Genomic DNA, 21877 nt, shown 5'->3' with positions numbered 1-21877 from the left:
GGCAAACAGCGGCTTTTCTATTTCATTTCTTTCAACACCCGTAAGTGAAACACATGACGAGCGACATCTCCGAGCTGTCCTGTCAGATGATGATTTGCCACACCGCCAACAGCGGCTCCGACAATCGGCATTAATTGAAACAGCTTCACTAGGTCAATGTAATCTCGATACTCCTGCTGAAAGCTGTACCAATCCATTTTCTCACGGCTCGTTTCCCAATCATCAATGATGCTCATCATTTTTTGACGATGTGTACTACCAGAAAAGGCGAGTTGAAATATACAGAGCAAAAAGAGTCTTTCCTCTTTTTGAGACAAATCAAAGCCATAAATACATGCCAGTTCATAAAGACATTTCATCTTGATGCTAAGCAACAGCGGAAAGTCTGCCATACCGAGCAAAATACCACCTGCACCTGTTCCAATTCCTTCGATCGTAGCTGCTTTTTGATAGTACTTCACTTTCTCCTTTGCCAGTTCATTTCGCTCAATGATGGATAATTGCTCATCAATGACTGAAAATGAAGTGAAGTGAGATCCTGATACGGTGGATTCAACCATTGTTTTGACCGCACTTGTGATGACTTGATGAAACCTGGCAGGGATTCGGCGGTTCACCTGCTGCTGAACTCCTTTTGAAAACCGTTCGATCTTTGAAGGTTTTCTTAAAAAACGCGTTTGAAAAAGAATGGCTTCTTCATATAACTCCCGTTCAGCTGCATTCATCCGGTCCCCTCCTTGATGTCATCATACGCCCGCTTTCAGAAACATATCTCTGCTTATCGCATCTTTTTTAATCGACTGAGTACGTAAGGCTTGAAGAGGACAAGCACAAATGCCAGTGAAATCAGAAGGGCAAGTCCACTTCCCTGCCATCCTCCTGCCGGTAGTACTGAACAGCTCAGCAATATCGATTGGATGATGAGCACGTTACGGACGAGAACAAAAAAGCTCCGATCCTTTTCTTGCTGAGCAACAGGATAAAGTGCCTGTAATGAAAGATGGGCAAAGTGCTTCGTTAACGGCACAAGCTGGACACCTGTGATGAACACGGTGAACAAGACAAGCAGCGCGCCCACCCAGCCTGCTGCACCTGTATACAAAATAATCAGGACAAACACGGCCGTTAATCTAAAAACGAGACCAAAATAGTCATTTGAGCGTACAAACGCCCTCACATACATATAAGAAAAAGTTTTACGCTGGTCATACGGAACAAACTGTAAAAGCCAGTCCATATAAGCTCTTCTTTTCACCTGTTTCTTTAAATGAGGCACATCTGTAAATAAATTGGCCAAACGATAAAAACGCTGTTTTCGTTTTAATTCGTCAGAAATATGCAATTCCCATTGAAAAGGCTGCTTTTTGACTGCATTGGTTAAGTAAACGAGATAGACACCATAGATGAGATAAAAAACGATTGCGATTGCATAAGATGCCTGTAAAACGGTATAGATTAAAATCATATTCAATAGAAAACGAAGGACTGCATCAAGCCATCTCATCTGTTTTCCTTGAAAATACGTCATTCTCCATTGAATCGCTGTATTCAGACCCTTAATCAAAATCATTTGCGCCAATATAAGCACATACATCTTGATGCCGCCTGAAGACACCGCCGAATAAAGCGGAAGTGCAACAATAGATACGGCAATGAGAGGAAACAGCTGAGAAATGAAGCTAAAGTTAAAAGCTTGTTTTAAATAAGGCTCCATCTTCCCTTCCAAAGGAAGCAAAAACACGAGATCTGCTTCTTTGATTAACGTCCGCACGTAAGAGCTTGTCAGCACCAATGAGAAAACAACTGCCATGACCCAGTAGGAAGGAAAATGAGCTGGAATTTGTTTGAGCCAGTTACTATACCAGCTCGCTCCGCCTGCAAGGAAAAAAATGAGCACAATGACAAGATGATCATTGAACATGTATTTTAAATATTTTCTTGTATCTTGTATGTGTTCCGCTAACCGGGATTTCCAAATGCTTTGCGTCGTTTTACTCATAGCTTTCTTCCTTTGTTAATTCCAAATAAAGATCATCGAGTGTCGCATCTCTCATATTGAACTGTTCTCTCAGCTCTGTCAGTGTTCCTTTCGCTCTAATTTCCCCTTCGTGCAAAATAATAAAGGAATCACAATAGCGTTCAGCTGTCGCCAAGATATGCGTTGACATCAGGACACTAGCGCCGTTTTTCTTTGCAGCATTCATCCGTTCAAGCAGTGCATTAATCGCAAGAGGATCAAGCCCTAAGAACGGTTCATCGATGATATACAGTTCCGGTTCAACAAGAAACGCACACATAATCATGACTTTCTGCTTCATTCCTTTTGAAAAATGAGCAGGGAACCACTTCAAACGTTTCTCCATTCGAAATTCTTTCAGCAATGACGGCAGACGCTCATCTAATTGTTCCTTTGACAGTCCGTAAGCCATCGCTGTCAGCTCTAAATGCTCTTTTAAAGTTAATTCTTCATATAATACAGGTGTTTCTGGAATAAACGTAAATTGCGAACGATACGCCTCTTGATCATCTTGAAGGGTTCGTCCATTCAATTCAATAACACCTTTATGCGGTTTCATGAGTCCGATGATATGGCGAATGGTTGTGCTTTTCCCCGCCCCGTTTAAGCCGATGAGACCGACGATTTGATTTCTTTCTAATTCAAATGAGATATTTTTTAGAACGGGATTCTTCGTATATCCACCCGTTACATCTTTTACAGTGAGAAGGGACATGAATTCGTTCCTTTCTTTCGTTTTTCCTTTATAGTAACAAAAACGAAAGGTAATTTGAAATGTTTACCTATAGACAAGTCAAGAATAAAAAATAGGCATCTTGGTCATCATAATGTATGTAGAAGAAATGAACTTGATGACCAATAAGTAAATGAGGTGTTTGTTAAAGGCAAAGAACCGCATGACAAGTTGGTTTTTCATCTAAAAACCTTAGCTTCTGTTTTGCTTCACTGATTCTTGATTTTTGTGTCCTATACAATATGTATACGACAAACCAAAACGTCAAATGAGGTGTTTACGGCAGAAATAGCAGGCATATGAATTCTTTATTTCAGTAAATAGAGAATTCAAAAGGCATATCGAATGAAAGCATCAGCATTTCTTCTGCAGGAGCAGGATGAGCGACCAAAGGAGTTCGCTTGTCCTGTTTTCTTTTTTGCTCATTTTTGTGATACGATGAAGGAAAATGAATGAGGAGTGACATGACGTGAGCGATTGTATTTTTTGCAAGATCATTGATGGAGACATTCCATGTGCAAAAGTATATGAAGACGAGCATGTATTGGCTTTTCTAGATATTAGCCAAGTAACAAAAGGGCATACCCTTGTAATCCCAAAAATACATAAAGAAAACATCTACGAAATGACACCAGAAGTGTCTAATCACTACTTCCAAGCGATTCCGAAAATTGCAAGAGCCATCAAACAGGAATTTGAACCCATTGGATTAAACCTTTTAAACAACAACGGCGAAAAAGCCGGACAATCTGTGTTCCATTACCATATGCATATCATTCCGCGCTACGGCAAAGGCGATGGCTTTGGTGCCGTATGGAAATCACATCAAGATCAATACACGTCAGAGGATTTAAAAGAGATTTCTTCTGCCATCCACACGCGCCTTACCTCATCTTAATAGATGAGGTTTTTCTCATTTCCACCCCTTTTTATCCCCTTCATTTCTTAATAGTAAGATATTTAAAACGATTCAAATTTTTTGTCCAATTGCTTCAAATTTGTGATAGGATGGTTTTATCTTTTGATCCATTAACGCGAGAAATAGGGAGAGATTGTGATGAAGCGAACGACGAATTTTAATGCTGGTCCGGCGGCACTGCCGCTAGAAGTGCTTGAAAAGGCACAGGAAGAACTTGTTGATTTTAAACAAACTGGAATGTCTGTGATGGAGCTGTCTCATCGCAGCGGTGAATATGAAGAAGTCCACAATAAAGCAAAAGCACTGTTGGTGGAACTGATGGACATTCCTGAAGATTACGAAGTCCTCTTTTTACAGGGCGGAGCTAGCCTTCAATTTGCGATGATTCCTATGAACTTCTTACATGAAGACGAAACGGCTCATTTCATTCAAACAGGCGCTTGGTCAGAAAAAGCATTATCAGAAGCAAAAGGGTTTGGTGAAACATCTGTGTTTGCTTCAAGTGAAGACGACAACTACTCGTATATTCCAGAAGTAGATGCCTCCGGTTTAACAGATGGCGCTTACTTACACATCACATCAAACAATACGATCTTCGGCACTCAGTGGAAAACGTTCCCTGGTACATCATTACCACTCATTGCGGATATGTCTAGTGATATTCTCAGCAAAAAAATCGATGTTTCTCAATTTGATCTCATTTATGCTGGGGCACAAAAAAACTTAGGGCCTTCTGGTATCACGATTGTGATCGCGCGCAAACGTTTATTAGAAAAAGAGAAAAGCAGCACACCGAAAATATTAAAATATTCAACACACGCAAAAGCTGGCTCTCTTTATCACACACCACCGACTTTTGCGATTTATATGCTGTCTCTTGTCCTTGAGCATGTTAAACAGGCTGGCGGCGTAGAAGCAGCGGAAAAACGCAATGAACAAAAAGCAGGCATTCTCTATGACACAATTGATCAAAGCGGCGGTTTTTACAAAGGACACGCACGCACTGACAGCCGTTCGCATATGAATGTCACATTTACCCTTCGTGATGATGCGCTCACTGCTTCCTTTGTAGAGAAAGCAAAGCAGGAACAAATGGTTGGACTTGCCGGCCACCGTTCTGTCGGTGGATGCAGAGCATCTATTTACAATGCGGTATCGATTGAAGACTGCCAAAAGCTTGCGGACTTTATGAAAAAGTTCCAGCAAGAAAATGAGTAAAAAAGCTTTTCTATAGAGAAATAAATTTGTTATAATAACGAGAAATATAAAGTGATGACTCTTGCAATAAATGATGAGCCATATTATTGGAGAGTTCTAAGAGCTTAGCAGAGGAGAGCATAGAAATGAAAACAAAAGAATTAGTCATTATGTCATTGCTTGCAGCAATGGGAGCTGTTTTGCATACGATTTTCCCGCCCATCTTTTTCGGAATGAAACCTGATATGATGCTGGTTATGATGTTTTTAAGCATCATCCTTTTCCCAAAGGTACAGCATGTAGTGGTTATTGCCCTCGTAACAGGCGCCATTTCTGCATTAACAACAGGTTTCCCAGGCGGACAAATTCCGAATATGATTGATAAACCAGTAACAGCCTTTATCTTCTTAGCCCTTTTCTTATCTTGCATGAAGATAAAGAACAAAGTAGTGCTAACCGCTGTGTTAACTGCGATTGGAACCATCGTATCCGGCGTGATTTTCCTATCTGCCGCATTACTGATCACTGGACTGCCAGCTGCATTACCGGCACTTCTTGTAGGCGTCGTCCTGCCAGCAGCCGTGATTAATACCATTGCCATGGTATTTGTCTTCCCAATTGCTCAGTCCATTCTCAGACGTGCAAGAATGATAGAAGTTGCTTAACAAATAATCGAACCTCTTCATAATAGATGAAGAGGTTTTTTTCATACTTTTATAAAAGAAAAAGGGTCAGCAGCAAAATGAGGAGCGAAATTCCTGCACCTGCCGCACACACAAGTGCTTTTTGCTTTAATACATGTTTTGGCGGATAAGACCCTGCATACCCCAGCTGTCTTGCATAATGAATAGAACCACCTGTAAAAACGACACCGATACACGTAAAAACGAACAGAAAGACAGACAACCTTCTCCCCTCCCTTTTCTTCAAAAGTATGCTAAAATAAAGCAAGCTATGTATGGAAGTTCAATGAAGCTGATCGTCAGCTCAGAGAGAACATGCGAATGTGTAAAATTTGACTAGAGGTGATTTGAATGGCTAGTGGACGTTCTTTATTAACAGGATTAGTTGTAGGCGGTCTCCTCGGAGGTGCGGCAGTGCTCCTGACGACTCCCTCTTCTGGCAGAGATGTGCGCGGAAAGATGAAAGACGGCTATGACAAATTCGAAGATACGCTGACAAGATTAAAAAGAGATGGACAAGCTTTAAAAGAGCAAATTGTTGAAACAGCAAAAGAAAGCGCAGAGGTCATTAAAGAAGTCGGAACTGAATTACAAACATCGATTCAGCAATGGCGTGAAGAAATCAAGCCTCATCAGCAGGATTTGCAAAAGGAAATTCAGGAAATTGAGGAAAAGCTCAAGCAACTGGAGAAAACCTTACAAAACTAATATACTCAAGAAAAAATATTCGTTTACAAAAGTGTGCGGGGTGCGTATCCCGCACTTTTTTTGTTGAAAAAAGGTTATTTTGTCAATGTTTTTCATGAGTTTTAAAAATTCTTGAATTTTCAGCTTTATTAATCTTTATTTTATTGGCATAATAGAATTACAAGAAAAAGAGAAGTAGGTGAAATGGATGAATCATTCGGAACAGCCTTTCGATGTAAAAGAAGCACTTTTATTCAGTCAAAGAATGGCCCAATTGAGCAAAGCTCTTTGGAAATCCATTGAAAAGGACTGGCAGCAGTGGATCAAACCGTATAACCTAAATATCAATGAACATCATATTTTGTGGATTGCGTATCAATTAAAAGGAGCTTCAATATCAGAAATTGCAAAGTTTGGCGTCATGCACGTATCAACCGCGTTTAACTTCTCCAAGAAACTCGAGGAACGAGGATTTTTAAAATTTTCTAAAAAGTTAAACGATAAACGCAATACGTATATTGAGCTAACGCCAAAAGGCGAAGAGACATTCCATAAACTACTCGAAGATTATGACCCGGCAAGAACTGGTATTGTCAAAGGCGCACAGCCGCTTCATGACATTTACGGAAAGTTCCCTGAGATTTTAGAAATGATGAGTATTATTCGAAACATCTATGGTGAGGACTTCATGGAGATTTTTGAGAAATCGTTTTCAAACATTGAGAAGGACTTTTTGAATGAGCGAGGAAAAGTCACGAAAAAGTCTGAGGAACTTGAAGACTCAGCTGATGCAGCAGAAAAAGCGGCTAAAGCAAATCAAATTGTTTAATGATCTTTATAAATTCATTCATTAACGGCTGAAACAGCCCTTGATCATGCAATGCAAATATCGTCTCATGCACATCCAGCTTTTCAATTAGCTGTCCTGCAAAAAGCGCAAGCATATCGTCAAACATGACGTAGCCTTGTGCTTTTTGCTTGTCCATTTCCTCTGAAAGCTCAGCACAAATACGCTCAATTTCCTGCGCCTCTTCTTTCGATACCCGCTGCCTGATCAATAATGCATAATATGGATAACGGCTCATATCGGTCGCCGTCAGCAAAAGTTCCATATAATATTCGAGCTGGCTCATTCGTTCCTCAATACTCATGTACGTTCCCTCTTTCTCTTAGTCTTTCTATTCTAGCCGAAATTACTCATTGACGAAAGAGACGAACCTCCCTCTTCTGTCTTTTTTTCTTGAAAAATCCAAAGTTTCCTCTCTTTATTCCATGTGAACACAACATTTTATTTTTTTTCATGAAAACCATTGATTTTTATCCTCAGGAAGAGTAAATTATCTTGAGATATTCAATTAGTTTTTTAAGATTGGAAGGATGAAAAATGAATTGTTGGAAAACCATTAATCTTGAAAAGGATTATGGTTATACAAGACTGCTGATTTCAGCCATAAGTCTTGCTATACTTTTTTTCATTACGGCTTTTTTATGTTTTCAACTGACTCATCCTGAAACGAGACTAAGCAGTCACAACGCACCGCTTTTTGCGATGCTTTTACTTGTGACATTGCTTGTCCACCGTGTGGTTCACTTGATCCCAGTGATGAAAAACAAGAAAAAAATGACGCTATTTAAACGCAATTGCTGGCAGCGTGTACCAAAGAACATCATGCTTTATTCACTTCTCAGTCCATTTTGTGTGATTTCACCGGTTTACTTTGTGTTAGGTGTGGCGTTTCCAATGTATGCACACTATTTTATCATCATCGCAAGTATTCATGCAGGCTATTGTTTGCCTGACTTTTTATTTGCATGGAAACTGCTCAAAGCACCTAAATCCTGCATCATCGATCAAGCCCAAGACGAGTTTGATATTTTAGTTGACCAAACATCCTCATCATGAGGTTTTTAAAGCCAACTTCTATCTTTTTCATAAAAAATTTGGTAATGTAGTATGGGAATAGCATAGAGAGGGGGGATCTCCGATAGTTTTATTTTACTTCATCGTCTTTGCCGCGTTTATTGTGTATTCAATAAACAGGCTTACTAATACATTATGCCTTGTCAGAGAGATTCCTGAAGAACGGCAAGATAAGGTGTTTCGCTTTATCAATGTATCGATACTGATCTTACTGATCTCATCATTTGTTGAAATTACCATATCTATTTAAGATCAAAGCAAAAGCTGCCAGTTTGAGGGCAGCTTTTTGTGTATATTCATTAATTAGCAAATCCAAGATGCACCGATAATGATCAATAAGATGAATAACACGACGACTAGTGCAAAACCGCCAGCGAAGACTTCTCCTCCCATGTAAAAAACACCTCCTGCCAGTTCTTCCTCTGTTCTAAGCTCAGTGTATGCTATAAAATTGAAAACGTTTAGGCACCTGTCATCGTTTGAAAAAAGAACCGCCCGCACGCATGGCAGGACGGCTCCTTTCTGTCACAGCGATTTAATTAATAAAGATATGCTGCACCAACGATGATCAGCAAAATGAATAGCACGACCAATAAAGCAAACCCATTAGAATATCCTGCTCCCATATAATTCAGCCTCCTTTTTGTGATCACTATATGTGTATGTAGCGCGCAAATTTTTGACTAGACGAATGCCCTCCCATTTGCATTTCTTTTTACAGCGTGTCACAATATGTTATGATACAAGCAATGATAAATAAATTGGAAAGATTAGGAGTGTTTTTTGAATGAAAAAAATGGCTTTAGCAGCTGTAACAGCAGTTAGTGTTTTAACTCTTGGCGCATGCAGTAGCGGTGATAAAGATGTCATCGCAACAACAAAATCAGGAGATGTCACAAAAGAAGAGCTTTATACGACTCTTAAGAAACAAGCAGGTGGAGATGCTTTAAATCTACTTGTTCAACAAAAGGTTCTTGCTGACAAATACAAAGTATCTGATAAAGAAATTGATAAGAAAATGGAAGAATATAAAAAGACACTTGGTGAAGATCGTTTAAAACAACTTCAAGATGAATTCGGAAAAGATTACATCAAAGATCAAGTGAAATATGAGCTGCTGACTCAAAAGGCTGCCAAAGCTAACATCAAAATCACTGATAAAGAAGTAAAAGCGTATTACGATGACCTAAAAGGGAAAATCCGCGCAAGCCACATTTTAGTAGCTGATAAGAAAACAGCTGACGAAGTGGAAAAGAAATTAGATAAAGGTGAAAAATGGGATGCTGTTGTGTCTGAATATTCAACTGATACCGCTTCAGCTGCACAAGGCGGCGATGTAGGCTGGTTCGCAAAAGAAGGTCAAATGGACGAGAACTTCAGTAAAGCTGCATTCAAACTAAAAGTGAATGAAATCAGCAAACCAGTGAAATCACAATTCGGCTACCATATCATTAAAAAGACCGAAGAACGCGGTAAATACGATGACATGAAAGCAGACTTGAAAAAAGAACTACTTAATCAAAAACAAGCAGACACAAATGAAATCCAAACGATCTTAAACAAATTGGTGAAAGATGCCGATGTGAAAGTAAAAGATAAAGAACTTGAAAACACATTCAAAGAAAAGTCTCAACAACCCGCACAAAATCAACAACCACAACAAAACCAATAATCACAAAAAACCCCTCTGCCGTGATCGGGCAGAGGGATTTTTATATCACCTGATTAAGCAATCGAGTGATCTTCTTGTGCCGCCGTATCTTGGGATCTTTTCATTTGCTGCCCCTGTCGTCTGCGCTCTCTTTCTTGCTCCATTCGCTCGATAAAAATTTCTCCTTCCTTTTCAATAAAGGATTGATCAATCTCTTGCTCCTCTTTGGCCGTTGTCATTAATTTATACGCACAGAAAATAATGCCAATGATACATGCATACACCCACCATGGAAAAAACAACATTTTTTCATCGCCTCCTTTTTTTCAGAACAGCTCTCTTCCTTTGTGTTACATGCTTATGCGAGAAGAAGACAAGTTATGAAAAAAACGCCCGCATAAGCGGACGTTTTGACATGGTTATTCGTGAAAGGTTGGTTTATAAAATGAACGATTCTCTAGCGCAAAAATACGTTCTGTATATTCTCCTGGCTTCACATGCTCAAGCGCACGATCCATCATATTCATCTTCGCATCTAAATTATCAATATAGTGGAGAATTTCGGCTTCCTTCACCATTGGTGGTTTCGGGCTGCCCCACTCTCCTTTGCCGTGATGACTTAGTACTAAGTGCTGTAGAATCAGAATTTCTTCTGAATCAATGCCAAGCTCTTCAGCAGCTTTCGCAATTTCTGTCACCATAATCGAAATATGACCAATTAAATTGCCTTCCACCGTATAGGTGGTTGAGACTGGGCCTGAAAGCTCTTTGACTTTTCCTAAATCATGAAGAATGATGCCTGAATATAAAAGATCTCGATCTAGTGATGGATATAGATCCACAATTGATTTAGCCAAATGCAGCATAGACACCACGTGATAAGCAAGACCAGAGACAAATTCGTGATGGTTTTTTGTCGCTGCTGGATAGTCAGCGAATTCCTGTCCATATTTTTTCAGCAAATGTCTTGTGACACGCTGTATATTAGGGTTTTTCATATCAAAGATATATTGCATAATCGTATCCATCATATCATGTTTTGGAATAGGAGCTGTTTCGAGAAAATCATCGATTCGAATTTGCTCATTTTCAGCAACAGGGCGTATATTCCTAAGTTTCAGCTGATTCCTCCCGCGATAATGATGAATATCGCCTACTACCTTCACAATGGTTTGTGCGGCATAGGTTTGTTCATCATTCTGCTTCGCATCCCATAGTTTCGCCTCAATATCTCCACTTTGATCTTGAAGAATTAACGTTAAAAATGGTTTGCCATTACTCGCAATCCCTTTAGTAGATGATTTAATTAATAAATGCAGGTCAACTTGTTCGCCGACATCATAGGTCATGATCCCTTTAGCCATTCAATAAAAGCTCCTTCCATGTTTCTGCTCATATAAGTATAACATAAGTCATTATTTGTCAATCATTCAACAACTAAACTCGTAACCTGTCCATCTTCTGCTGCTTGCTTCATATGCTCATGACAGGTGAAATAAAACAGCTGTGTTTCAAAGCGTGTGAGCTCGTCCATCATCTCCAGCACTCTGCCTAGACGAACGTGATCGAAATGAACAAAGCTGTCATCCATCATAAACGGAAGCTGACAATCTTGCTGATGAGACAAAGCAAGTGCAAAACGAATCGCCAGATAGATCTGTTCACACGTTGCCTGTGAAAGCTCCTCAGGACGGAATATTCGTCCATCCATTCTTTTCACCATGAGCAAGTCATCTTCAGGTGAAAATAAAATCGCTTCATAACGATCATTTGTTAACGGTTGAATAAAACTAGAGGCTGTTTGAAGCAATGCAGGCAGCCTTGTTTCTTTATGCTCATTCAATTTTTCTCGTATGACGGTGCGGACAAGCTGAATGGCCGCCCATTTTTTTGCAAGGTGCTTCGCATGCTCCTGCTCTGCGGCAAGCTGATGAGTCAAATCAGACACTGTTCCAGAAGCTTCTATTTGCCGGATTTCCACCGCTAGTTCTGCTAAACGCTTTTCCATATTCTCCGCATTCAATTGAACGTCATGAAGGTGCTGCTTTGCTTCTGCACACTCCTCCTCAAGGAGAGGTAGTCCTTTATGAACAATCCATTCTTCCTCATCAAAACAACCGCTTCTATGAAGCTCTTGATTCAGCTGCTGCAGCTCAGAAAGCCGTTTCCGGTATTCTTTCGATAGATGAGAAAGCACTTGGTAATCTTCTTTGGACTCTGCTTCTACTTGACGAAAAAGCTCGTCAGTTTGTTTTTCGTAATATTGAATTTCACCTTCTAGTGTCGAGAGCTGCTGCATCGCATGTTGAATGGATACATGTAATGTCTGGCGTTCTTTTTCTCTTTTCGCTTCATCTTTCAATATCTCTTGAAAGGCTGAAATATTCTCCTGAATAGTTCCTTCCTTATTTTGAAGGAGACTGCTTAACCCTGAAACCTTGCGCTCATAAACTGATTGCTTATCGGAGAGCATATCTATTTCACGCTGAAGCTCCTCATATGCCGCTGTATTCATTTTTAATTGTTTTAGAATATGGAAGGCCTCTACTAGGAAAGAAAGCTCAGACGACAAGCCAAGCTGTCTCTTCTTTTCCTCTACTTGCTGCTGGACAGGCTCTAGCTCTAGCTCCCAGTCTTCATATTGCCGGATGATTCTTTCGTACAGCAGCTCCTTCTGCCTCATAAGTGTTTCAGCTGAAGCTGCCTGCACTTGAAAGGAATCTAAGGCGTCTTCGCCGCTTCTTTGTTTCATAGGGCGCATTTGACTGAATGAGTAAATGACAAAAAAGAGAAAAACAGAAAATCCCGCAAACAAGAGCGTGATCCACCACTCTGTTAAAAAGAATAGAACACACAGAAACACCACATCAAATGCGATCAAGCCTCGGAATAACCACGACCGGGAATGAATCGGTTTCTTTTTCGTTCTTGTCCCCTTCGCATCATCTTCTGTTCCGTGCAGTCTCACTTGCTGTTCCTTTAATCCCTTTAAAGCGGCTTCTGCTTCGTCCAGCTCATGTCTTGCGTGATCAAATCGTTCATCTAACTGCGCCTTTCTGTCCATGAGACGGACGTATTGAGTAACAGTCTCCTTTAATTCCCACTCAAATTCAAGCGAATCGTCGATTTGTTCGAGCTTTATCGGGCGCTCCCACTTTAGCTTTGCTACCGCTTCGTCGATTTTTTGTTTCAATGAATCACGGTTTGCTCGACACCCTGCTAAGCGCTTTTTCACAAGCTCAGCATTAGATGCTTCATCTACAACTCGTTTCATCTCCATTAAGGTATCCTTGTCATAGAGCGGTTGAACTTGTACGAGTGAGGTTTGCAAATGTTCTAACTTCTGTTTCAGTGCAGTCAATTGAGCCTTTTTCGGGTGAAGATGTGATTCTAGTTTATCCAGCTCATGCTCTGTTTCTGCTCTAAAACGCTTGACCCGGTCTGGATAGCGGGCTAATTCCTTTTTCAAGTCCACTTTTTTCTCAATCATGGGATACACTTGAATGGATTTAGTCAGTTTCTGAAGCTGTTCTCCTGCTTGCTTCATTTCATTTTGAAGCTTTTCGATCGTCTCCGTTAATTCAGATTGCTCCCGTTTCTTTTCGGTATAGCTACCTTCTATCAATCTCGCTTGTTTCAGCTGACCTGTCAGCTCTTTTAAATGATCAAGCTGCTGGTTTAATTCAGGCTTGCGGCCATTTGGTTTAAACAGCTGCTCCTGCTGCTTTAGCAGCCTGCTATCCATCTTGGTGGCTGCATCTGAGCCAAATAAACTTGAGAAAAGTAGAAATTCGCCTATCTGATCCTGATTTAAGGCTTGGACATTTTGCAGTCCGAACACATCAAATGAATAGATTGATTGATATAATCTGCGATCCGTTCCCTTTAAAAGTGTCTGTAGAAAAGCTTCGTCTTTCACTTCACCATTCGGTAAAAACACCTGTGCTTGACCACCGCGGTCGGATGTTCTCTCAATGTGAATAACGCCTAACTCGTCATCTTGGCAAGTGAGGGAACCACCATAAAAAGAACCCTGTTTCGTCTTGTACATCTTGTTTTTCGGAAAACCAAATAACATCGATTCAATAAACGTTTTCAATGTCGTTTTCCCCGATTCATTCAGGCCGTAAACTAGCTGAAAACCGTCATCAGAAAAGTGAAAGGTCCGATTTGAAAATTTCCCAAAATGGGCGATATGGAGTGAACGTATTTTCATTGTGCCTCTCCTTTTCTCATAATTGCTTTAGCTGTTCTGTCAGCAGCCTTTGTGCTTCTTCTTTTATATCCACTTCATCCTCTTTTGTGAGAGTTTTGCCTGACTTTCTATAGGTTGGGTGACGCTTGATCGGTGATAGAAGCTCTTCATATGCCTCAAACTGTGAAATTTCAGCAGTGAGTTCCTTTAAAAAAGAATCTTCTGGATAGGCGACATCCTCATTTGTTCGGCAATCAATCGAGATCACCCAAACGAATACATCTTCATCTTCCTCCTGTTCATGAAGAACGGTCATGAGCTCCTCAAGCAACTCAATCTGCGTATGCTCAAAGTAAGGAGGAGCCTCACCCGTCAATTCAATTTTTACAAAATGAGGGACGCCATCTTTTTTCAGTTCACTGATTTTGTTATCCACAAGTATCACAAGATCCGTCATATGAACCGTCTCTGTGATGTCTATTGCAAGTGTCTCAAACATCACATCCGCACAGCTCATAAATTCTGCTGTCGCAGAATCCTCGGAGAGTTGAACAACGTAACAGCCTTTCTCTCCTGTTTCTTTTATATGTCTGCCCTGCATGTTACCAGGGTAAATAACCAACGGGTCTTCATGCAGAAGGGCTCTCTTATGTATATGTCCAAGCGCCCAATAATCGAAATCTCGGGAAACGAGCTGCTCAAGCTGAAAAGGTGCATACGCGTCATGACCTTCTTGTCCAGCTAATGTACCGTGAAGCATCGCAATGTGAAAGGCAGCATCTGTCGTTTTGACGTAATGTGAGGTCATATTTTCATAGACAGCACGCTCCTTGTAGCTAAATCCATAAATACTTGCGACAAGCTGATCTCCTCTATAGTAGGATTGCTCATTTGGGGTACTGGTTGAAAAAACGTGCACATTCTCAGGCCACTCAATCGGTGTCCATTCACCGCCTAAATGATCATGATTACCATAAATAATAAAGACTTCAATCCCTTGAGTTTGCAGTCTTAGAAACTGATTTCTTAAAAACAGCTGTGCTTTCAGGCTACGGTTGGATTCGTCAAATAAATCTCCACTCAGCAGCACAAAGTCTACTGCTCGAGCAATGGCGAGATCAAACATATTCTTCGCACTTTGAAATGTACTTTCTTTGAGCCGCTTAAAGGGTAAGCTAGGGATATTCGACATTCCTGCAAATGGACTGTCTAAATGTAAATCTGCGGCATGAATAAAGGTGAGCTTAGTCAAACGTCTATCTCCTTGTCCGATACTGTCATTGTCCATATTTTATCATGCCATTTTTGCGAATGCACGTTCTATCACTCTCATTCTAAAAAACACATTTTTAAGGGCTAAAAAAGAGGTTTTATCTTATTCCTTGTTTAATTACATAGACAAGTAGAGGAAAGGAAGATGAGGAATGGAGAAGACATACTTTTTAACTGTATTTGACCCATCGGGTGAGACTTTATTAAATGAAAAAATCACAACGGATAGTGATGAAAAGGCAAAGGAATTAGGTCGCCATCGCTTAATCGAACAGCAATACACGAAGCATTCTCATCGGCTCGTTGATGATGCAGGCAAGCTACTTTTATTTGAACGTTAAAAAAGCCGGCATTCGCCGGCATCACATCCGTTTATACATTCTGGAACACAGGTCGTCTTTTTTCTAAAAAGGCCTGAATGCCTTCCTTATGATCATGGCTTTGCCTCAGCCTTGCCTGTGCTGCCCTCTCCTTTTGAAGAACGGCTAATAGCTGTGATTCTGACTGCTGGAAATAGATTAGCTTTGTCTCGATAAATGCTTGAAGCGGCATGTTCATAAACGGCTTCACACATACCTTTTGATACGCATCGACTTCCTCTTGAAACACGCCGTCTGCAAGGCCCAGCTTTAGCGCTTCTTCAGCAGGAAGCTTTTGTCCGCTCCAAATCAATTGTTTCGCGGTTTGTTCACTGACTCTTTTTGTAAGGAAAAAGTGTCCTCCGCCATCTGGTATTAAGCCTACTCCATTAAAATTCATGGCGAGCTTTGCATCTTGATGCATAAACAAGTAGTCACAGCTTAAAGCAAAGCTAAAAGCAAGGCCTGCCGCTGACCCGTGGACAAGAGCAATCGTCACTTTTTTCATACCGGCAAGAGAAAGCGTAATCCCCTCGATCAGATCCATCACACGATGGAAATCTTCTTCATTTTCCTGCTTCAGCATCATGCCAATATCTCCGCCTGCTGAAAATCCTTTTCCCACACCCTTGATCACAACGACTTTTGCACTACTTTCCTCCGCCGCATCACATGCCTCTTTGAATTCAGCAAACATGTCCACATGAAATGAATTGTAAGCATCTGGTCTGTTGAAAACGATTTCAAAAATATCCCCGTCTAGCTGACAATTGATATATGTCATCATGCATCCCCCTTTTCTTTTAAACACACAACTTACTTCCATTTCAACCCGAATAATCCCTTTTCCTCTGCGTAAAAAATTTCAAGATCAGTTGATACCAAAATAAGCATAATTGTTGAAACAAAAAATATATTTTTATATAGTAAATGAGGAAAGAAATTGATGATGAAAGGGGGAGGATGGCTGATAAGGCGTTCCCTATTCATATTGGTTAGTTTCATCGTCATGTTTTCTCCTTTTTCAAATGTCGTTTTTGCTACACAAGCAGAAACGAGCACACCTAGTCTTATTTCTCCATCCATCTCCGATGAAGAAATACACGCTGTGAAAACACCTCTATTTTCAAAAAATATGCCTCTTCTATTCTATTAAAGGACAGATTATCACTGGCTGATTCAAAGGTTTTCCCTCTAAAGCCTGCTCCATCAGCTGCGTTATCGATTGATCTACGTTTTTTGAAAATAAAGTGTGCGATCCCCATTATGTGTCAATCAAATGATCCATAATGATTCATTTTATTTCATCCGTATTACGATATGAAAATCACAACCTACATATTTGGAGGGATAAAATGAATATGAAAGAAAATGATCTTCCTGGGAGTATTGCGGGCGGACTTGCCGCTACCTTAAAGCCATTTGCTGCATTGTACGTCTTAATTCTTGCGATATTAGGTCCACTAGTGACGAAGGAATCTAAGCGAATTTATCAAATTCTGAACAAAGTGTTCAAATGGCAAACAGAAAAGCCAAAAGTGAAAAAAGAAACGAATCTAATGAAAAAGGGCCCTATGCTTGGGGCCCTTTTTATCTCTTATTCAAATTGCTGAAAGGCTGTTTCTTGCTTAACTGGCGCTTCTTTGACCCCGCGAATGGTTTGAATCACTTTCTGGTTGCGGTAGATGGATAGTTTTAAATTGGTCGCCGCTGTTCCATGAGAGTGATCTAGGTGCGTGAATGTAAAGAAATGATGCGGACGCTTGTCTTTGAACACAAGCCTGAAGTCTTCTGTCACTTTAAAATGCTCTTCACTTTCCCATTCAATTAAAGGTTCATACGCACTAAACCATGCCGGGATATTCGGTGTATACCCTGTAGCCAATACGGCACGATCTACTGTTATATTCTTTTTTTTCTTTAACTGCCACTGCTTTAGGTGTAGCTTCAGGGACTGATTCTCCTCCACCTGTATGGCTTCAAGCTCGGTCATTGGCTGAATAATCACAGATGGCTCTTCGCCTGAAACAGACCGATGATACAATTCCTGATAAATGCGTGAGAGTGTCGATGCATCTATCCCATTTCTTAATCCAGTCAGCCTAGGTAATGTGTTCATTCGTTCTTCATAAGGAAGCGAATGGAAATATTCAACGTACTTTGGTGTAAACAGCTCCTGACCAAGCTCAGCCGTCTCCAGCTCTCTAAATTCACTAGATCGCGTAAACCAAGATAGCTGTTGCCCTTTCTTCTGATGCTGAAGCAGGTCTAAGAAGATTTCGGCTGCACTCTGCCCAGAGCCAATGACCGTCACCGTCTCAGCTTCATGAAGTTCTTTCTGTTGTTCTAAATACCGGCTGCTATGGGTCACATATGGCAGTGCAGCAGCAGGCACATCGACAGGAATCATCGGTTTGCTCCCTGTTCCGAGCACGACATGCTTTGCCTGATACTCAGAAAGCGATCCATCCTTCAATCGCCGGACTTTCACAAGATAACCACCTTGGCAGTCCGTCACTTCCTCTACCTTCATGCCAAATTGACAGCTATCTAATTCACCTGCGACCCATGACAAATACTCATTGAATTCTCTTCGCGGAATGTCAAACTGTTCAAATGTATAGAACCGGTGAAGTCTATTTGATTCATGTAAATAATTTAAAAATGTATATCTGCTCCTTGGATTCGCCATCGTCACAAGATCAGCTAAAAAGGAGACTTGTAAATCCGTTCCTTTGATCAGCATACCAGGATGCCAGGCAAATTCAGTCTCCTGTTCAAAAAAACAGCATGAAACATCTTCATACTCCGCTAACAAAGCCGCCAAACCTAAATTGGCAGGCCCAATCCCAATTCCGATCACATCAATCATATGTACACCTGCTTTAACTTTTTATCACTTATATACCCTTTTACAAATGAAAAAAACACTGCGTCACCGCAGTGTTTAAACATGAGGAACAAATAATGACTCAAGAAACTGAATTTTCTCTTCAGTATAGTGTTCATAACGGTCATTATATGATTTTGGATCTTTTGGATTGGCATATTGCGTAATTTTTCCTGAACGTGGATCAATAAACTTACTAGCAGCACCGCATCCAATCCCAATGATTGTCTGCACTTCTTCCATAATAATGATATTATACAAACTTTCCTGTCCATCTAATGAATACCCGACATTTTCAAGGTTTCCTAAGATGTTTTTTTGTCTATATAAATAATAAGGATGATAGTCATGTGCTTTCGTCCAAGCGACCGCTTCATCCATCATACGTGTGATCTCTTCTCGGTCAGCTACTTGATATTTGTCCTTATTGCGCGTCATCTCAGACGCTCTTTTAAAGGAGAGCGTATGCACAGTTAAAGATTCAGGCTTAAGTTCTTCAGTCTGTTGCAAGGAATGCTGGAATTCCTTTAGCCCTTCTCCCGGCAAACCAATAATTAAGTCCATATTAATATTATTCATGCCATACTGTCTTGATAAGTGATACTTTTCAATCGTTTCTTCTACACTATGGTGCCGGCCAATGGCTTTCAGTGTTTCATTCTCATACGATTGTGGATTGATACTAATCCGGTCAATATGATATCGGTTTAGCACCTCTAGCTTATCAGGCGAAATCGTATCAGGACGTCCTGCTTCGACAGTCACTTCCCGTATATGTTTCACATCAGGGAACGAGCGATACATTTCTTCATACAGCAAATCCATTTCTTCTGCAGTGATACTCGTCGGCGTACCTCCGCCAAAATAAACAGTCGTCACTTTGATCCCATGTTCTTTTAGCCAAGTACCAATTTTTTGCATCTCATAATGCAGACCAAACAAAAACGTTCCCACTCTTCCAGCTTGTCCTTTAATCGCATAAGCAGGAAACGTGCAATAAGCGCATTTTGTTGGGCAGAAAGGAATACCAATATAAATACTTACTTCCTGCTGAAGGTCATACAGGTCAGGAATCGCTTGAAGCTGACGATCAACAATCTCCTGCATCAAATTGATTTTTTCATCATGAATCAAATAATCACGCTTTAACGCGGCATGCGCATCTTCCTTTGTCATACCTTCTCTCAGCATCTTATGAAGTAATTTTGTAGGACGTATCCCTGTGAGAATACCCCACTTTTGCGTCATTCCTGTGTGCTCCTGAAGCAGATGTAAATAAACAGACAGCACTGTGTTTTTGATTTGCTTCCAGCGCTCCTTGTCATTCATGCCGTCTGGGACGTCTCGCGAAAAACGACTAGTGATGTCTAATCCAGCGATGTGACCAGATGCCTCCACTATGCCATTTTCTTCTTTCCAGCTAAACTCCATGACTAGTCCATCATGCAATTCATCTGGATCAAACAGCACTTCACTATCTTCTTCAAATAAATTGGCTATATTGACAAGCGGGCGATGAAATCGTTCATCTGACAGCCCTTTAATTAAAATTCGCATCGTATCACCTTTATCTTCAAACTTGTTTCATTTTACAAAATCTATGTAGGAAAAGCAATGACTGGAACAGTTGAAGGCCCTGCCATTTCTTGATTGACAGGGCCTTCGCCTATATTATCGTTTAATATCGAATTGATGTAAGAATCCTTCTCTTTGCTGCATTCTAAAGTATTCTTTGATCATATAAGCGACTCCCTGTTCATCGTGCGAACGTGTCACCCAATCGGCTTTACGCTTAACAGAATGAGGTGCATTTCCCATCGCAACGCCTAAACCAGCCAATTCAAGCATTGCGATGTCATCTGTTCCCTGCCCAATGACCACCGTATCTTCTAAAGTCAAATCTAATGCTGAGGTCAAAAGAGAAAGCCCCGCTTCTTTCGATACGCCTTTGCATACAATATTCATTTTCTCATCACTGATCCGAATAAGATCGACAGATGGAAAAGCTTGTTGAATGGTTCGGTGAATTTCAGGCTGCAGCTCTGCCGTTGAATATACTTCAATCACTGGTGTACTGACCGGTTCATCCATCAGCATATCACTTAGCGATTCAACAAATTGCACGGGATAGAAAATTGGATCAGATGGATGAATCAACGTCTTTCCCATCAGCTGTGACTGCGTTTTTTTCCGGTTGCCAATCGAGAATTTTTCATGCAGCAAGCGAACATTACAATCAAAGCTTTCAAGAATTTGTACAAGATTAAATGTTTTTTCTTCCGTTAGTTTCTTCACATGAAGCGGCTCATCGAGTTTATTCGCGATAAATGCACCACTATGCGTTACAAGGGTTGACGTTGGAATCTTCAACGCCTTGGCAATTTTTTGTGCGGAACGAAAATGCCGGTTGGTGACAAGCGTCACGTAAACCCCTTTTTTCTTCACGTATTCCACAGCTTCTTTTGTAGCGGAATGGATTTTTCCATTGGAACGAAGTAACGTTCCATCTATATTGAGTGCAAGTAATTTTTTTGACACTGAGGCATCCCCCTTCTTGATGACTGTACTTACGATGAGGATATGCCCTAGCTTGGTGCTTTAGAACATGCAGTTGAAAGAGCCCTGTGTGTTATGAATCTTTTGCAAATAAAAAAAGCCTACCCCTAGGCTTTTTTTTATGTATGGTTTGGATGCGTCACAATGAGGTGATGAAGCTCCCCATGATCCCCTTATCTTTCACACACCAAAGCATTGCTTATATCAGATCCCCTTATGCTTTGTGTTTCTCCCAGAAGCGCTTCTCTCTCGTTTGGCTAATCGCCATAAATCCCAAGTGAAACGCACCCAATTGTCCCATGAGAGCGCTCATTTGAAAGCACTTTCAATATAAGTATTATCGCAAAATTTATGAGCTTCGACAACCTTTTTTTGAAAAGTTGGACAGGGAACATGTGAAATAAAAAAAGGGCGAATATCATCGCCCTTTTCATTAATTTTCTTCTGGATTCCCATAAAGCTCTTCAAGAGGCTTCATGATCACTTTATTTAATTCTCCGATGAGAACACTCACACGTTGTTCTGCTTCCATCAACTGCGAGATTTTATCGTGCTGTTGAACAAGTGCCACTGTTTTTTGAGCTTGCTCCACTTCTTCTTGTGTGATCTCTTGACCAGTCATTTGTTTTTGTTGAAGGTTTACTTGAATGTCACGGAAGTTATCGAACATTCTTTTAGAGGATTCATCCGCGTTTACCTCATCATAAAGATTTTTTAAAGTTGAATATTCTTCGCTATGACGCAGTGCTTTTTCAAGGTCATATGCAACATCATAAACATTTACAGACATGTTATGT

General features: G+C 40.5%; 25 protein-coding genes and 1 pseudogene. 10 read left to right on the top strand and 16 right to left on the bottom strand.

Annotated features, from left to right (window positions below):
• Window positions 1-17: 17 nt before the first annotated feature.
• Genes MHH54_RS05115 through MHH54_RS05105 form a run of 3 tightly spaced genes read right to left on the bottom strand, consistent with a single transcriptional unit; the run spans window position 18 to window position 2732 of the window.
• Complete coding sequence (locus MHH54_RS05115; RefSeq protein WP_095117778.1) at window positions 18-725, bottom strand: EcsC family protein; 708 nt, start codon at window positions 723-725, stop codon at window positions 18-20.
• A 53-nt stretch (window positions 726-778) separates the two neighbouring features.
• Complete coding sequence (locus tag MHH54_RS05110; RefSeq protein WP_106029917.1) at window positions 779-1999, bottom strand: ABC transporter permease; 1221 nt, start codon at window positions 1997-1999, stop codon at window positions 779-781.
• Window positions 1992-2732 (bottom strand): ABC transporter ATP-binding protein, encoded by a 741-nt coding sequence (locus MHH54_RS05105; RefSeq protein ID WP_003212171.1) that lies wholly within the window; start codon window positions 2730-2732, stop codon window positions 1992-1994. Before MHH54_RS05105 ends, MHH54_RS05110 begins: the two co-directional genes overlap by 8 nt.
• Before the next feature lie 487 nt (window positions 2733-3219).
• On the opposite strand from MHH54_RS05105, the gene MHH54_RS05100 reads away from it, so the two are divergent.
• The 3 genes from MHH54_RS05100 (at window position 3220) to MHH54_RS05090 (ending at window position 5531) form a co-directional block, all read left to right on the top strand.
• On the top strand, window positions 3220-3648 hold the full coding sequence (locus tag MHH54_RS05100; RefSeq protein ID WP_003212458.1) for an HIT family protein: 429 nt from the start codon (window positions 3220-3222) through the stop codon (window positions 3646-3648).
• 159 nt (window positions 3649-3807) lie between these two features.
• Window positions 3808-4887, top strand: coding sequence for a 3-phosphoserine/phosphohydroxythreonine transaminase (gene serC / locus MHH54_RS05095; protein ID WP_044140686.1), 1080 nt, complete (start codon window positions 3808-3810; stop codon window positions 4885-4887).
• Between the two features lie 125 nt (window positions 4888-5012).
• On the top strand, window positions 5013-5531 hold the full coding sequence (locus MHH54_RS05090) for a tryptophan transporter (RefSeq protein WP_003212065.1): 519 nt from the start codon (window positions 5013-5015) through the stop codon (window positions 5529-5531).
• A 49-nt stretch (window positions 5532-5580) separates the two neighbouring features.
• Here MHH54_RS05090 and MHH54_RS05085 read toward each other — a convergent pair whose 3' ends face one another.
• Window positions 5581-5772, bottom strand: a complete 192-nt coding sequence (locus MHH54_RS05085; RefSeq protein ID WP_003211362.1) for a hypothetical protein — start codon at window positions 5770-5772, stop codon at window positions 5581-5583.
• Between the two features lie 128 nt (window positions 5773-5900).
• Here MHH54_RS05085 and MHH54_RS05080 point away from each other — a divergent pair, with 128 nt between their 5' ends.
• Window positions 5901-6257 (top strand): YtxH domain-containing protein, encoded by a 357-nt coding sequence (locus tag MHH54_RS05080; protein ID WP_003211935.1) that lies wholly within the window; start codon window positions 5901-5903, stop codon window positions 6255-6257.
• Window positions 6258-6444: 187 nt separating this feature from the next.
• The gene (locus MHH54_RS05075; RefSeq protein ID WP_342500762.1) at window positions 6445-7065 is read left to right on the top strand and encodes an HTH-type transcriptional regulator Hpr; all 621 of its coding nucleotides are present in this window, start codon (window positions 6445-6447) and stop codon (window positions 7063-7065) included.
• On the opposite strand, the gene MHH54_RS05070 is transcribed toward MHH54_RS05075, so the two are convergent.
• Complete coding sequence (locus MHH54_RS05070) at window positions 7043-7387, bottom strand: YhaI family protein (RefSeq protein ID WP_106048908.1); 345 nt, start codon at window positions 7385-7387, stop codon at window positions 7043-7045. The genes MHH54_RS05075 and MHH54_RS05070 overlap by 23 nt on opposite strands.
• 233 nt (window positions 7388-7620) lie before the next feature.
• Here MHH54_RS05070 and MHH54_RS05065 point away from each other — a divergent pair, with 233 nt between their 5' ends.
• On the top strand, window positions 7621-8139 hold the full coding sequence (locus tag MHH54_RS05065; protein ID WP_003210901.1) for a DUF3267 domain-containing protein: 519 nt from the start codon (window positions 7621-7623) through the stop codon (window positions 8137-8139).
• An 82-nt stretch (window positions 8140-8221) separates the two neighbouring features.
• Window positions 8222-8407, top strand: coding sequence for a hypothetical protein (locus tag MHH54_RS05060; RefSeq protein WP_072368131.1), 186 nt, complete (start codon window positions 8222-8224; stop codon window positions 8405-8407).
• Between the two features lie 53 nt (window positions 8408-8460).
• On the opposite strand, the gene MHH54_RS05055 is transcribed toward MHH54_RS05060, so the two are convergent.
• The gene (locus MHH54_RS05055) at window positions 8461-8550 is read right to left on the bottom strand and encodes a YjcZ family sporulation protein (protein ID WP_017360317.1); all 90 of its coding nucleotides are present in this window, start codon (window positions 8548-8550) and stop codon (window positions 8461-8463) included.
• Window positions 8551-8696: 146 nt separating this feature from the next.
• Window positions 8697-8783 (bottom strand): YjcZ family sporulation protein, encoded by an 87-nt coding sequence (locus MHH54_RS05050; protein WP_008361129.1) that lies wholly within the window; start codon window positions 8781-8783, stop codon window positions 8697-8699.
• Window positions 8784-8944: 161 nt separating this feature from the next.
• Here MHH54_RS05050 and MHH54_RS05045 point away from each other — a divergent pair, with 161 nt between their 5' ends.
• On the top strand, window positions 8945-9829 hold the full coding sequence (locus tag MHH54_RS05045; RefSeq protein WP_003211354.1) for a peptidylprolyl isomerase: 885 nt from the start codon (window positions 8945-8947) through the stop codon (window positions 9827-9829).
• A gap of 53 nt (window positions 9830-9882) precedes the next feature.
• Here the strand turns inward: MHH54_RS05045 and MHH54_RS05040 are convergent, their stop codons facing one another.
• From MHH54_RS05040 to MHH54_RS05025, 4 genes are all read right to left on the bottom strand, one after another.
• Window positions 9883-10113, bottom strand: a complete 231-nt coding sequence (locus MHH54_RS05040; protein WP_003211592.1) for a sporulation YhaL family protein — start codon at window positions 10111-10113, stop codon at window positions 9883-9885.
• A 114-nt stretch (window positions 10114-10227) separates the two neighbouring features.
• Window positions 10228-11172, bottom strand: coding sequence for a 3'-5' exoribonuclease YhaM (gene yhaM, locus MHH54_RS05035; protein ID WP_003211952.1), 945 nt, complete (start codon window positions 11170-11172; stop codon window positions 10228-10230).
• Between the two features lie 62 nt (window positions 11173-11234).
• The gene (locus MHH54_RS05030; RefSeq protein WP_342500761.1) at window positions 11235-14024 is read right to left on the bottom strand and encodes an AAA family ATPase; all 2790 of its coding nucleotides are present in this window, start codon (window positions 14022-14024) and stop codon (window positions 11235-11237) included.
• A gap of 16 nt (window positions 14025-14040) precedes the next feature.
• On the bottom strand, window positions 14041-15255 hold the full coding sequence (locus MHH54_RS05025; protein ID WP_003212506.1) for a DNA repair exonuclease: 1215 nt from the start codon (window positions 15253-15255) through the stop codon (window positions 14041-14043).
• 172 nt (window positions 15256-15427) lie between these two features.
• Here MHH54_RS05025 and MHH54_RS05020 point away from each other — a divergent pair, with 172 nt between their 5' ends.
• Window positions 15428-15616: a YhzD family protein gene (locus MHH54_RS05020; RefSeq protein ID WP_003210963.1), complete on the top strand. Its 189-nt coding sequence runs from the start codon at window positions 15428-15430 to the stop codon at window positions 15614-15616.
• A 31-nt stretch (window positions 15617-15647) separates the two neighbouring features.
• Here the strand turns inward: MHH54_RS05020 and MHH54_RS05015 are convergent, their stop codons facing one another.
• Window positions 15648-16421: an enoyl-CoA hydratase gene (locus MHH54_RS05015; protein WP_080984796.1), complete on the bottom strand. Its 774-nt coding sequence runs from the start codon at window positions 16419-16421 to the stop codon at window positions 15648-15650.
• Window positions 16422-17022: 601 nt separating this feature from the next.
• Between MHH54_RS05015 and MHH54_RS05010 the strand changes: the two are divergent.
• Window positions 17023-17247 (top strand): annotated as a pseudogene (locus tag MHH54_RS05010) (hypothetical protein); the annotation flags it as partial.
• On the opposite strand, the gene MHH54_RS05005 reads toward MHH54_RS05010, so the two are convergent.
• The 4 genes from MHH54_RS05005 to MHH54_RS04990 form a co-directional block, all read right to left on the bottom strand.
• The gene (locus MHH54_RS05005) at window positions 17232-18506 is read right to left on the bottom strand and encodes a SidA/IucD/PvdA family monooxygenase (RefSeq protein WP_342500760.1); all 1275 of its coding nucleotides are present in this window, start codon (window positions 18504-18506) and stop codon (window positions 17232-17234) included. The pseudogene MHH54_RS05010 and the gene MHH54_RS05005 sit on opposite strands and share 16 nt — an antisense overlap.
• A 75-nt stretch (window positions 18507-18581) precedes the next feature.
• On the bottom strand, window positions 18582-20081 hold the full coding sequence (locus MHH54_RS05000; RefSeq protein WP_342500759.1) for a coproporphyrinogen III oxidase: 1500 nt from the start codon (window positions 20079-20081) through the stop codon (window positions 18582-18584).
• A gap of 114 nt (window positions 20082-20195) precedes the next feature.
• A complete protein-coding gene (locus MHH54_RS04995; RefSeq protein WP_050945401.1) occupies window positions 20196-21062 on the bottom strand; it encodes a Cof-type HAD-IIB family hydrolase in 867 nt (288 codons plus the stop codon).
• Between the two features lie 451 nt (window positions 21063-21513).
• The gene (locus MHH54_RS04990) at window positions 21514-21870 is read right to left on the bottom strand and encodes a YlbF family regulator (RefSeq protein ID WP_003211109.1); all 357 of its coding nucleotides are present in this window, start codon (window positions 21868-21870) and stop codon (window positions 21514-21516) included.
• Window positions 21871-21877 lie beyond the last annotated feature (7 nt).

It is taken from the genome of Bacillus sp. FSL K6-4563 (assembly GCF_038630405.1).
GTDB classification, from domain to species: domain Bacteria; phylum Bacillota; class Bacilli; order Bacillales; family Bacillaceae; genus Bacillus; species Bacillus pumilus.
This window is presented reverse-complemented; position numbering and strand designations above follow the sequence as displayed.